Raw genomic sequence first — 12,263 nt, 5'->3', positions numbered from 1 at the left:
CCGCAGCGCCCGAGTAGTGGCGCTGGGATATCGGCGAGTAGCGAGCGCGGCGCTACGGCATGACGAAAATCATGTTGATTTGTGCCAAGTCGGCCGGGCAGGGTTGGACTAACTTGATGATGAGGCGGGCCTGCCTGAAGCGCGACGGCCGGTATTTCCCGGCCCTGACATCTCGGGTGCCCATGGGCCTCGCCATTCATGAACTACATTCGAGGAGCCATCATCATGGCCAAGAAAGCGTCCAAGGATACCGAGGAGGTCCCGGTCTCGGCCGGCAAGTCTGCACCGCAGACCGAGTCTCGCGCGATGAACCCGCTACGGGAGTTTGATCGTCTGCTCGATACCTTTTTCGATCGTGGCGGTATGCCGTCGCGCTGGGAGCATCCCCTCTGGCAGCGCTTTGCCGCCCTCGAGAAGGGCATGCCGAAGGTCGATGTCATCGACCGCGATGCCGAGGTGGTGGTGCGCGCCGAGGTCCCGGGCTTCGAGCGCGAAGAGCTCGACGTCTCGGTGACCGACGGCGCGGTGACCATCAAGGGCGACCACCGCGAGGAGAGCAAGGTGGAGGAGGGCGAGTACTTCCATTCAGAGATCTCCCGTGGTTCCTTCACCCGGACAGTGGCACTGCCCGGTGAGATCGATGCCGACAAGGCAGCAGCCAGCTTCAAGAACGGCGTTCTCGAGCTGACCCTGCCAAAGCATAAGAAGGCCAACCGTCGCAAGGTCGAGGTCAAGTGATCTTGCTGACGAAGGCGCCGCGATGGAAGGCGGCGGCGGCCTCCACTTCCGCAATGCCACGCAGGCCGGGTTCCGGTGGCGCCTCGCCGGCCAGCACGCGCAGCACAGAACTCACGCCGCGCGACAGGGAGATGAGGTTGTAGCCGCCTTCCAGCACGAAGACCAGCCGCCCCCCGCACTGCTGGCGGGCCAGTTCCTGGAGGATGCCGGTCATGGCGGCAAAGCCGTCATAGGAGACATTCAGCGCCAGGTCGTGACTGTGGGGATCGAACCCCGCCGAGACCAGGATGAGGTCCGGTCGGAACCACTCCGCCGCCGGTACCAGGATCTCGCGGAACGCCTTGAGGTAGGCGGCGTCACCGGCATCGGCAGGCAGCGGGACATTGACGTTGGTGCTTTCGCCCAGGCCCACCCCGACCTCCTCGAGGGTGCCCGTGCCGGGGTAGAAGGGCGCGGCGCGGTGGATATCGAAGCACAGCACGTCCGGGTCGGCCCAGAAGATGTCCTGGGTGCCGTTGCCATGGTGCGCGTCCCAGTCGACGATCATCACCCGCTCGCAGCCCAGTTCCTGGTGGGCATGGGCGGCAGCCACTGCCACGTTGTTGAACAGGCAGAAGCCTCGGGCGCGCACCGGCTCGGCGTGATGGCCTGGCGGCCTCACCAGGGCGAAGCTGCTCTCCGCCCGCCCCTTGACCACCGCTTCCACTGCGGCGATCGCCGTGCCGGCGGCCACTTCGGCGGCCTCGACGCTGCCGGGCGACACTGCCGTGGTGTCCACGTCCAGCCAGGCGCTCTTCCCACGCAGCTCGGCGATGTGGTCCAGATAGGAGAGGGTGTGGACCCGTGCCAGCTGCTCCCGAGTCGCGGCCACGCCGGCCTCGAAGGTCACGCCGGGCACCGGTTCTAGTTCGAGGAAGTGGCGGATGGCGGATAGCCTTGCGGGGTGTTCCGGGTATTTCCAGGGCACGCCCAGCTCCGACAGCAGCGAGCGGATGCGCGTGTCCATCCGCCCCGGAAGAAACGGCACCTCGATGTCCGGTTCATGGGCCAACATGCGCTCGTCATAGAAGGCGATCACACTGTTCTGGTTGCTCACGGCTCAGACTCCCTGGTTGTTAAGGCCACGCTCGAGGTGGACCCGCCACCATAGCATAGCCATGAAGCTAGCCCACGGCGTCGAGCAGCCGCTCCATGGCCAGGAACAGCTGGCGGCGCGGCTGGGCGCCTTCGAGTACGCCGGCGTGCTCGCCATCCACGCAAAAGCGCAGCGCCGGCACGCCCTGGATGCCGAGGTCGCGGGCGGCGCGCTGGTCGTCCAACACGGCCTGACGATGAACGCCGTGCTTCAGCGCGCGATGGAGCGCGCTGCCGTCCAGCGATAGCTGATCGGCCAGCCTGGCGAGTGCCTGTGGGTCGGCCAGGTCCAGGCTCTCCTCGAAGAATCCCCGGAACAGTGCCCTGCGCATGGCGTCGCCGACACCCGGGTAGTGGGCTGCCTGGTCTTCAGCCCAGGCGGCGGCTTCGTGGGCCAGCCGTGAGCGCGGCTGGAGTCGCGGCAGTCGCAGCGTCATGCCGCGCTCGGCGGCCATGGGGTAGACGGCCCGTTCCCAGGTGTCACGCAGGTAGTCGCCGTCCGGGTCGAGGGTCGGCTGGGGGGCGGGACGCAGCTCGAAGGCACGCCAGCGGATCGTCACCCGGCCGTCGAAGCGTTCGGCCAAGGCGTCGAGCTCCGGCATTTCCAGATAGCAGAAGGGGCACACGTAGTCGCTGAAGACGTCGAGGGCGATGCGCGGCTGGGTCATGGGAGCTCTCGGGGTGGGTTTGGCGTGGGGCCTATCCTGCCAGCTTGGTCAGTCGGCGGCCAGGCAGGTCGGGCCCGCCGAAACTCTCAGGTCTGCCCGGAGTTCGGCAGGACAAGGCGGGCGGCCAGGCGGCGACGCAGCGGCCTCACGGCCAGAACCACCAGGATGATCAGCGCCAGCGCCTCCAGCCAGGTGGGCAGCAGCTCCTGGACCTGGGCTACCTGGAGCGGAATATCGAGCGCCCACCAGCCGACCAGGGCGTCCACGCCGAGCCCCAGTGCCACGGTGCTGATCAGGATACCCGTCAGGTAGGCCATCAGTGCTCGGTTGCCCATCTCGCGGCGGAACACCCCGAGGGTCGCCAGGCTGGTTACCGGGGCGGCGATCAGGAAGACCAGCACCGTGCCCGGCGAGACTCCGGCCAGCAACAGGCCGGCGGCGATCGGCGTGGCAGCGGTGGCGCACAGGTACATGGGAATGCCGATCACTGCCATCACCAACATGGCGCCCAGGCCGCTGCCCAGCCCGGCGAGCTGCTGAGGTGGCACCAGGGCAATCAGTGCCCCGGCAACCAACAGGCCGACCAGTAGCCAGAGGCTGATGTCGTCGAGGATGTCGGAGAAGGCATAGCCTAGCCCGGCGGCGAGCCGGTTGCTCAGGGGCCCTGGCGTCTGGCTCGACGAGCCCTTGCCGCCGCAGTCGCCGTCGCTGCAGCGTCCCACGCAGCTCGATGCCGGCGCGGGTGTGGTCGTGGGGCGGGTACGCCCCACCAGCAGCCCGGTGGCGATGGCGGTCAGCACCGCGCTTACCCCTCGCGCCAGGGCCATGAAGGGACCGAGCAACGCATAGGTGATGGTCAGGGAGTCGATGCCGATTCCCGGGGTGCCGATCAGGAAGGCGGTGGTAGGGCCACGGTCGGCGCCGCCTCGGTGCAGCGCCAGGGCAGTGGGAATGGCGCCGCAGGAACACAGCGGCAGCGGCGCGCCGATTATCGCGGCCCGGGCCACGCTGGCCACGCCACTTCCGCCGATCCAGCGCTGCAGGCTCGTCTCCGGCACCAGTGCCTTGATCAGTCCGGCGATGGTCAGCCCCAGCAGCAGCCAGGGGGCGGCCGAGAGGGCGATATCGAGGATAGCCAGCGCCAGCGTCATGGGGTGACTCCACAGGAGTTGACACGCCACCAGCCTAGCATGGGTCAGGGCGGGACTCAGGTCCGTGTTCAGCGCAGGGCAAGGCAGGCCGGCAGGCTGTCGTGAAGGGTGCGCGGCACGATGCCGAGGTCGTCGAAGGTGCCCACGCCCTCGCCGACGATCGTGTCCTGCTGCATCAGGATCACCTGGTCCCGGGTCAGAGGCGGCGAGGGCAGGGGGGCGAGCAGGGCGGCTGCGAGGTGCCAGGCCGCGAAGGGCACGGGCAGCAGGGGGCGGCGGCACTCCAGGTGGGCCAGCACCTGCTCCACTATCTGGCGGTATCGAAGCACCTCGGGACCGCCCAGTTCGAACAGCCGACGTTCCAGCGGGCGCGTGTCGCTCAAGCGAACCGCAGCCCGTGCCACGTCGGCCACGTGGACTGGCTGCAGCAGGGTCTCGCCGCGGCCGAAAAGCGGTATCGCCGGCAGTCGCGCCAGGCGCACCAGCGCGGTGAGGAAGGCGTCGTGGGGGCCGAACAGTACGCTGGGGCGCAGGATGACCGCCTTGGGCAGGACGTCGATCACGGCGCTCTCGCCGGCGGACCTTGCGCATATATAGGTGGAGCGCGAGGCATCGCTGACGCCGATGCCGGAAACGTGCACCAGTCGTGTCACGCCAGCTTCCCGCGCCAGCCTCGCCAATCGGCCCGCGCCCGTCACGTGGATCTCTTCAAAGGTCAGCCCCGCCCGGGGCTGTTCCACGTAGAGACTCACCGCGTTGATCACCGCGCCGCTGCCCTCGAGGGCGGCGGCGACCTGCTGCTCGTCCGTCAGATCGCAGGCCACTGCCTCGACACGGTCGCCCGCTTCCAGCCACTCGGGCAGGCTCGGGTGCCTTGCGGCAATGCGCACCGGCCGCCCGGCCTCTACCAGCTCGCGCACCATGGCACGGCCCAGAAAACCGGTGCCGCCTAATACCACGGTGGGGGCCTCGTGCATGGCGCGTCCTTGTTCTAATGTTGAAACTCTGCTGTCAAGAGTCGAACGGGCAAGGGGGCAACGGATAAGGCTCTATCCTGCCAGGCTCTAGGGGTAGCGTCATGTGTGGCGGGCCACGGCTGGAGCCCTCCGGCGACGCGGTGTAGGCTTGGCGGCTTTCCAGAGCCCGTGCCGGAGCCAACCATGAGCGATCTGCCCCACTGTCCCGCCTGTGATTCTTCCTTCACCTATGATGACGGCCTGCAGTATGTCTGCCCGGAGTGCGGCCACGAGTGGTCACGTGAGGTGAGCACCGCACCCTCCGATGAGGGCCCTCAGGTACGTGATGCCAACGGCAACCCGCTCGCCGACGGCGACACCATCACCGTGATCAAGGACCTCAAGGTCAAGGGCTCGTCGCTCGTGGTGAAGGTGGGCACCAAGGTCAAGAACATCCGCCTGGTGGAGGGGGACCACGACATCGACTGCAAGGTCGACGGCATCGGCCCCATGAAGCTGAAGTCCCTGTTTGTTAAAAAAGCCTAGGCGTTAAGAAGACGTGAGCGCCTGCCAACGATAAGCCCTCTCAATGAGAACGATTGTCGTTATTGATGGTAACGGCAGCGAACGTGCCGGGATCCTCCAGCCTGGACCCCTGAAACCCTCCACTGCTCTTCACATCGGTTCGATACAGGACTAAAATGGTCCCCAATCGAGACGCGGCCACCTTCGAGCCGCGCGACACCGAGGAGGGCAGCATGCTCAAGCTTTCGCGGCTGACCGACTACGCCGCCGTGGTGATGGCCCAGATCGCTCGCCACCCAGAGCACTCCCATGCGGCAGGGGAGCTGGCCGAGGCGGTGCAGCTGCCCCATCCTACGGTCTCCAAGACCCTCAAGATGCTGGTCAAGGCGGGGCTTCTGGAGTCGCGGCGCGGCGCTCAGGGGGGCTACTCCCTGGCGCGGCCGGCCTCGCGCATCACCGCCATCGACATCATCACCGCCATCGAGGGGCCGGTGGCGATGACCGAATGCAGCCTCGCCGAGGGCGACTGCAACCTGGCCGCCACCTGTGGCGTCGCCGACAACTGGCAGCGGGTGTCGCTGGCCGTGCGCGCCCTGCTCGACAGCGTGACCCTGGCCCACCTGGCGGACACCTCACCGATCAAACTGCCGGTGCAGCTGCCCATCCAGAGCGTGACCCTGGCCGCCGACACGGCCTGAGCGGCCTTATCGAATTCAACACGGCGAGCTCGGCTCGTCGGCCCAACCGCCCGGGGAGGGGTAACATCATGGCAAGTCAGGAAATGGAAGAGCTTGTCCGTCGCGAGTATAAAGAAGGCTTCGTGACCGACATCGAGAGCGACACGTTGCCGCCCGGCCTCGACGAGGACGTCATTGCGTTTATCTCGAACAAGAAAGGCGAGCCTGCGTGGATGCTGGAGTGGCGCCTGGACGCCTATCGGAAATGGCTGAAGATGACGCCGCCCTCCTGGGCCCATCTCGATTATCCGCCCATCGATTACCAGTCGATCTCCTACTTCAGTGCGCCCAAGCGTGATGAGGATCGCCCCCAGAGCCTGGATGAGGTGGATCCCAAGCTGCTCGAGACCTACGAGAAGCTGGGCATCCCGCTGCACGAGCGCGCGGCCCTGGCCGGCGTGGCGGTGGATGCGGTGTTCGACTCCGTTTCCGTGGCCACTACCTTCAAGGCGAAGCTGGGTGAGGCCGGCGTGATCTTCTGCTCCATCTCCGAGGCGATCCGCGAGCACCCCGAGCTGGTCAAGCAGTACCTGGGCACCGTGGTGCCCCAGGGCGACAACTACTTCGCGGCGCTCAACTCCGCGGTGTTCACCGACGGCTCCTTCGTCTTCGTGCCCAAGGGCGTGACCTGCCCCATGGAGCTTTCCACCTACTTCCGCATCAATGCCGCCAACACCGGCCAGTTCGAGCGCACCCTGATCATCTGCGAGGAGGGCGCCCAGGTCTCCTACCTGGAGGGCTGCACCGCGCCGATGCGCGACGAGAACCAGCTCCACGCCGCAGTGGTCGAGCTGGTGACCCTGGACGACGCCTATATCAAGTACTCCACGGTGCAGAACTGGTATCCCGGCGACGAGGACGGCAAGGGCGGTATCTACAACTTCGTCACCAAGCGCGGCGACTGCCGCGGCGATCGTTCACGCATCAGCTGGACCCAGGTCGAGACAGGCTCCGCCATCACCTGGAAGTACCCCTCCTGCGTGCTGCGCGGCAAGGACAGCATCGGTGAGTTCTACTCCGTGGCGGTGACCAACGGCCGCCAGCAGGCCGATACCGGCACCAAGATGATCCACATCGGCGAGGGCACGCGCTCCAGCATCATCTCCAAGGGGATCTCTGCCGGCCGCAGCAACCAGTCCTATCGCGGCCTGGTAAAGATCGGCCCGCGGGCCAAGGGGGCGCGCAACTTCACCCAGTGCGATTCCCTGCTGATCGGCGATACCTGCGGCGCCCATACCTTCCCCTATCAGGAGATCGGTAACAGCACCGCCACCGTTGAGCACGAGGCCACCACCTCCAAGATCGGCGAGGATCAGCTTTTCTACTGTCAGAGCCGGGGCATCTCCGAGGAGGACGCGGTGAGCATGATCGTCAACGGCTTCTGCAAGGACGTCTTCCAGGAGCTGCCGATGGAGTTTGCCGTGGAGGCCGAGGCGCTGCTCAGCGTCACCCTCGAGGGAGCCGTGGGTTAGGCGCCGTGGCGCCTGCTCCCGACCAGAACACGTATTTCGGGCCGCCGCGGCGGCCCGCCAGAATCGAAAAGGTAATGAAGATGCTCGAAGTCAAGGATCTGCACGTCACGGTCGAAGGCAAGGAAATCCTCAAGGGTCTCACCCTGACCATCAACGCCGGTGAGGTCCACGCCATCATGGGCCCCAACGGGGCCGGCAAGTCGACCCTCTCCGCCGTGATCGCCGGCAAGGACGGCTATGAGGTCACCTCGGGCTCGATCACCTTCGAGGGCCAGGACGTGCTGGAGATGGAGGTCGAGGAGCGGGCCCTGGCCGGCATGCTGCTCGGCTTCCAGTACCCGGTGGAGATCCCGGGGGTGAAGAACATCTACCTGCTCAAGGCGGCGCTCAATGCCAAACGTGCCGCCAATGGCCAGGAGGACATCCCGGCGCCGGAGTTCATGAAACTGATCAAGGAGAAGATCGCCGAGATGAAGATGGACGCCAGCTTCCTGCAGCGCTCCGTCAATGAGGGCTTTTCCGGTGGCGAGAAGAAGCGCAACGAGATCCTGCAGATGCTGGTGCTGCAGCCCAGGCTCGCCATGCTCGACGAGATCGATTCGGGCCTGGACATCGATGCCATGAAGGTGGTGGCCGACGGCGTCAACAGCCTGCGCGCCCAGGATCGCGGCATCCTGCTGGTGACCCACTACCAGCGCCTGCTCGACTACATCGTGCCGGACAGGGTCCACGTGCTGGTCGACGGTCGCATCGTCAAGAGCGGTGATGCCGAGCTGGCCAAGAAGCTGGAGGCACAGGGTTACGATTGGGTACAGGAGGAGTCAGCGGCATGAGCGATGTTCAGACCTTTCTCGACCGCCTGGCCGAGCGTAATGCCCAGCGCGAGCCCGAGCCGACCTGGATCGCCGCCCGGCGCCAGGCGGGGGCCGCGCGCTTCGAGGCGCTGGGCTTTCCAACCCGCCGCGACGAGGCATGGAAGTATACCGATGTGCGCGCCATCGCCCGGGGCGACTTCGCCCTGGCCGCCGACGCCGAGTTTTCCCCGGCCACCGCCGCGGCACTGACGCTGCCCATCGACGCCCACCGGCTGACCTTCGTCGACGGCGTGTTCTCGGCGCCGCTCTCACAGCTCGATGGCCTGCCGGCCGGCGTGGCGCTGCTGCCGCTCTCTCGGGCGCTCGAGGAGAACCACGAGACGGTGGGTGGTCCCCTGGGCCGGCTCACCGGGGTGGAGTTCTCGCCCTTCTCGGCGCTCAACACCGCCTTCACGGAGGAGGGCGCCGTGCTGCGCCTGGCGCCGGGCACCGTGGTGGAGAAGCCGATCGTGCTGCAGTTCCTCTCCCGCGCCGGTGAGGCGCCGGTCATGAGCCACCCGCGCATCCTGATCGAGGCGGCTGGGCGTAGCCAGGCCACCGTGATCGAGCATCATATTGGCGAGGAGTCGGCGGCCAACTTCACCAACCTGGTGGAGGAGATCATGCTCGACCGTGGGGCGATCCTGACCCACTACAAGCTGCAGGAAGCGCCGCTTGCCGACCTGCACGTGGCCAGCATCCACGTGGAACAGGGCCGCGACAGTACCTACACCTCGTTCAACCTGAACCTGGGTGGCGGCCTGGTGCGCACCGACCTGGTCAGCGAGCTCAATGGCCAGGGTGCCACCGCCAACTTCTATGGTCTCTTCTACGGTCAGGGCCGTCAGCATGTGGACAGCCACACCCTGGCCAACCACAACGCGCCGCACACCTACTCCAACGAGAACTACAAGGGCATTCTCGATGACCGCGCCCATGGCGTGTTCAACGGCAAGGTGGTGGTCAAGCGCGACAGTCAGAAGATCGAGGGCTACCAGAGCAACGCCAACTTGCTGCTCTCCGACCGCGCCGAGATCGACGCCAAGCCCGAACTCGAGATCTACGCCGACGACGTGAAGTGCTCTCACGGCACCACCACCGGCCAGCTCGACGAGGAGGCGATCTTCGCCCTGCGTACCCGCGGCATCGACCGCCAGACCGCCCGTGGCCTGCTGACCCTGGCCTTCGCCGGCGAGGTGCTCGAGGAGGTCAATCTGGACGCCGTGGCAGAACGCGTCGAGCTGGCAGTGGCCGGCAAGTTGCCCGAACGCTTCAACCTGGCCGGGCTGGTGGAAACCGCCGTGGCCCTGGGCGATGAGTGAACGCGCCTTTGAAGAGGAGCACGTCATGAGCGAATTGGCTACCCGCAGCCCCGATGCGCCCATCCTGGACGTGGCGGCAATCCGCGAGGAGTTCCCGATCCTGGCCCGCCAGGTGCATGGCCGGCCGCTGGTCTATCTCGACAACGCGGCCACCAGCCAGACCCCTCGCCGAGTGATCGCGGCGTTCGACGACTACTACGGTCGCTACAACGCCAATATCCACCGCGGGCTGCACACCCTGGCCGACGAGGCTACCGCCGCTTTCGAGGGCACCCGGGAGACGGTGCGCGGCTTCCTGAACGCCTGTGATCGCCGCGAGATCATCTTCACCCGCGGCACCACCGAGGCCATCAACCTGGTGGTGAACGCCTGGGGCCGGGCCAACCTCAAGGCCGGTGACGAGGTGATCATCTCGCGCATGGAGCACCACTCCAATATCGTGCCCTGGCAACTGCTGGCCAGCGAACTCGGCTTCGTGATCAAGGTGATTCCGGTGGACGAGCGCGGCGTGCTGGACATGCAGGCGTATCGTGAGCTGTTTACCGAGCGCACCCGGCTGGTGGCGGTCAACCATATCTCCAATGCCTTCGGCACCGTGAACCCGGTCAAGGCGATGGCGGCCATCGCCCACGCACGGGGGGCGCTGATCCTCGTGGACGGGGCCCAGGCCACTCCCCACCAGGCGGTGGATGTGCGCGATATCGACGCCGACTTCTACGCCTTCTCCGGCCACAAGGTCTACGGCCCCACCGGGGTCGGCGTGCTCTACGGCAAGGCGGTGCTGCTCGAGGCCATGCCGCCCTGGCAGGGCGGCGGCGAGATGATCAAGACGGTCTCCTTCGAGGCCGGCACTACCTTCGCCGAGATCCCCCACAAGTTCGAGGCCGGCACCCCGGCCATCGCCGAGGTGATCGCCCTGGGCGAGGCACTCAGGTGGGTGTCCGGCGTGGGCCTTGACGCCATCGGCGCCTGGGAGCATCGCCTGCTGGAACGGGCCACAACCGCGGTGTCGCGCATCGACGGCCTGCGCCTCCTGGGCACCGCCCCGGGCAAGGCAGGGGTGCTGTCGTTCGTGGTGGACGGGGCCCACGCCCAGGATATCGGCCTGTTGATCGATCAGCTCGGCGTGGCGATTCGCACTGGCCACCACTGCGCCCAGCCCCTGCTGGCCCAGTTCGGCGTGGATGCCACTTGTCGGGCGTCGTTTGCCGCCTACAACACCCTGGATGAGATCGATGTCTTTGCCGAGGCGCTTAACCGCGTCATCGGCATGGTGAGATAAGGACGCCCATGAGCGATATCGAGCAGATAGCCAGCCTCGAGAAGGGGCAGACCCTGCCGCTGCAGCGGGACGTGGAGGCGATCTCCATCCCCTTCGGCAAGACCGTGACCCTGGCCGAGGACAGTATCGTCAGCGTGATGCAGGCCAAGGGCAGCTCGGTGAGCGTGGGCTTCGAGGGTCGGCTCTACCTGATCGAGGGGGCCAACCTCGACGCCCTGGGGCTCGAGGCGCTGCCGCGGCCGACCCTCGCCGAGGACGCCTCCGAGGAGGAGATCGAGCAGTTCGTGTGGGATCAGCTGCGGACCTGCTTCGACCCGGAAATTCCGGTCAATATCGTCGACCTGGGGCTGGTCTACGGCTGTCGCATCGAGCGGTTGATCACTGGCGAGCGCATCGTCACCATTCGCATGACGCTCACTGCGCCAGGCTGTGGCATGGGTGACGTGATCGCTGCCGACGCCCGCAACAAGATCCTCGGTGCCCCGCAGATCAGCAAGGTGCATACCGAGATCGTCTTTGACCCGCCCTGGAGCCGCGAGATGCTGAGTGACGAGGCCAGGCTCGAACTCGGCATGTTCTAGCCTGGGGAGCTGCCATGAAGCAGGCGGTTGGGAAGGTCTTTCGAGGCCTGCTGATGATCCTTGGGGCTTCCGCACTGCTGGTGGCCCTGCTGTTCGTGGCGGCCAATCTTTGGGTGCTGGGGCAGACCCATTCGCGCATCGAGCATACGCTTCCGCTATGCAGCGGCGAGCGGGTAGGCATCGTCTTCGGCACCTCCCACTGGACCCGCAGCGGCGTCCGAAATCCCTACTTCGATGCGCGCATGAGCGCCTCGGCGCGGCTGCTGCGCCTGGGGCGAGTCGACCACCTGCTGCTCTCCGGGGATAATCGCACCCGCTTCTACAATGAACCCATCACCATGTGGCGTGATCTGCGTGGCCGTCAGGTTCCCGATGCCGACATGACCCTCGATTACGCCGGTTTCAGTACCTTCGATACCCTGGCCCGGGCTCGGGAGGTGTTCGGCGTGGAGCGGGCGCTGCTGATCACCCAGGCCTGGCACCTGCCGCGGGCGCTGTTCATCGCCGATGCCCTGGGGCTGGAGGTCACCGGCTGCGCGGTGCCATCGCCGTCGCGCAAGGTAAGCGGAGAGTGGCGGCTTCAAGCACGGGAGTGGGTGGCGCGGGTGGCCACCCTGGGGGATCTTTACCTGTGGGGGCGTGAGCCCTACTTCCTGGGGCCACTGGAACCGCTGGAGATTGCGCCGCGCGCCTGGGAGGCCTGGCTATTTCCGGCGGCCGGCGACCCGGCGGCCGGCGACCCGGCGGCCGGCGTTCCGGCGGCCGGCGTTCCGGCAGCCAGCGACCCTGAGAACGTCGAGGGGGATGTTAGCGGCGAGGCGTCGGCAGGAGAGGGCGGGTGAC

Annotated in this window: 13 protein-coding genes; 9 read left to right on the top strand and 4 right to left on the bottom strand. The window is 66.7% G+C overall.

Features of this window, described 5'->3' with window-relative positions:
- Nucleotides 1-225: 225 nt before the first annotated feature.
- Nucleotides 226-738, top strand: coding sequence for an Hsp20/alpha crystallin family protein (locus ACM26W_RS13320; protein WP_416137461.1), 513 nt, complete (start codon nt 226-228; stop codon nt 736-738).
- Here the strand turns inward: ACM26W_RS13320 and ACM26W_RS13315 are convergent.
- From ACM26W_RS13315 to ACM26W_RS13300, 4 genes are all read right to left on the bottom strand, one after another.
- Nucleotides 731-1,834, bottom strand: coding sequence for a histone deacetylase (locus tag ACM26W_RS13315; protein ID WP_416137460.1), 1,104 nt, complete (start codon nt 1,832-1,834; stop codon nt 731-733). The two genes, ACM26W_RS13320 and ACM26W_RS13315, sit on opposite strands and share 8 nt — an antisense overlap.
- A 67-nt stretch (nt 1,835-1,901) precedes the next feature.
- Nucleotides 1,902-2,540, bottom strand: a complete 639-nt coding sequence (locus tag ACM26W_RS13310; protein WP_416137459.1) for a DsbA family oxidoreductase — start codon at nt 2,538-2,540, stop codon at nt 1,902-1,904.
- Between the two features lie 86 nt (nt 2,541-2,626).
- Nucleotides 2,627-3,691: an SO_0444 family Cu/Zn efflux transporter gene (locus ACM26W_RS13305; RefSeq protein WP_416137458.1), complete on the bottom strand. Its 1,065-nt coding sequence runs from the start codon at nt 3,689-3,691 to the stop codon at nt 2,627-2,629.
- A 68-nt stretch (nt 3,692-3,759) separates the two neighbouring features.
- A complete protein-coding gene (locus ACM26W_RS13300) occupies nt 3,760-4,668 on the bottom strand; it encodes a complex I NDUFA9 subunit family protein (protein WP_416137457.1) in 909 nt (302 codons plus the stop codon).
- A 183-nt stretch (nt 4,669-4,851) separates the two neighbouring features.
- Here ACM26W_RS13300 and ACM26W_RS13295 point away from each other — a divergent pair, with 183 nt between their 5' ends.
- The 8 genes from ACM26W_RS13295 (at nt 4,852) to ACM26W_RS13260 (ending at nt 12,262) form a co-directional block, all read left to right on the top strand.
- A complete protein-coding gene (locus ACM26W_RS13295) occupies nt 4,852-5,193 on the top strand; it encodes a zinc ribbon domain-containing protein YjdM (RefSeq protein WP_416137456.1) in 342 nt (113 codons plus the stop codon).
- 212 nt (nt 5,194-5,405) lie between these two features.
- On the top strand, nt 5,406-5,870 hold the full coding sequence (locus tag ACM26W_RS13290) for an SUF system Fe-S cluster assembly regulator (RefSeq protein ID WP_416140892.1): 465 nt from the start codon (nt 5,406-5,408) through the stop codon (nt 5,868-5,870).
- Between the two features lie 68 nt (nt 5,871-5,938).
- A complete protein-coding gene (gene sufB / locus ACM26W_RS13285; RefSeq protein WP_416137455.1) occupies nt 5,939-7,381 on the top strand; it encodes a Fe-S cluster assembly protein SufB in 1,443 nt (480 codons plus the stop codon).
- A gap of 80 nt (nt 7,382-7,461) precedes the next feature.
- The gene (gene sufC, locus ACM26W_RS13280; RefSeq protein WP_416137454.1) at nt 7,462-8,214 is read left to right on the top strand and encodes a Fe-S cluster assembly ATPase SufC; all 753 of its coding nucleotides are present in this window, start codon (nt 7,462-7,464) and stop codon (nt 8,212-8,214) included.
- Nucleotides 8,211-9,557 carry a Fe-S cluster assembly protein SufD gene (gene sufD, locus ACM26W_RS13275; protein WP_416137453.1) on the top strand — a complete coding sequence of 449 codons (1,347 nt, stop codon included), beginning with the start codon at nt 8,211-8,213 and terminating at the stop codon, nt 9,555-9,557. The genes sufC and sufD overlap by 4 nt, the downstream gene beginning before the upstream one ends.
- 25 nt (nt 9,558-9,582) lie before the next feature.
- Nucleotides 9,583-10,839, top strand: coding sequence for an aminotransferase class V-fold PLP-dependent enzyme (locus tag ACM26W_RS13270; protein ID WP_416137452.1), 1,257 nt, complete (start codon nt 9,583-9,585; stop codon nt 10,837-10,839).
- Nucleotides 10,840-10,847: 8 nt separating this feature from the next.
- On the top strand, nt 10,848-11,420 hold the full coding sequence (gene sufT, locus ACM26W_RS13265) for a putative Fe-S cluster assembly protein SufT (protein WP_416137451.1): 573 nt from the start codon (nt 10,848-10,850) through the stop codon (nt 11,418-11,420).
- A gap of 14 nt (nt 11,421-11,434) precedes the next feature.
- On the top strand, nt 11,435-12,262 hold the full coding sequence (locus tag ACM26W_RS13260; protein ID WP_416137450.1) for a SanA/YdcF family protein: 828 nt from the start codon (nt 11,435-11,437) through the stop codon (nt 12,260-12,262).
- The last annotated feature ends 1 nt before the right edge of the window (nt 12,263 follow it).

Origin of the sequence: Halomonas sp. HK25 (assembly GCF_047795635.1) — a bacterium.
GTDB lineage: Bacteria > Pseudomonadota > Gammaproteobacteria > Pseudomonadales > Halomonadaceae > Halomonas.
The sequence above is the reverse complement of the archived record's forward strand: the minus strand, read 5'-3'. Positions and strand labels throughout refer to the sequence as shown.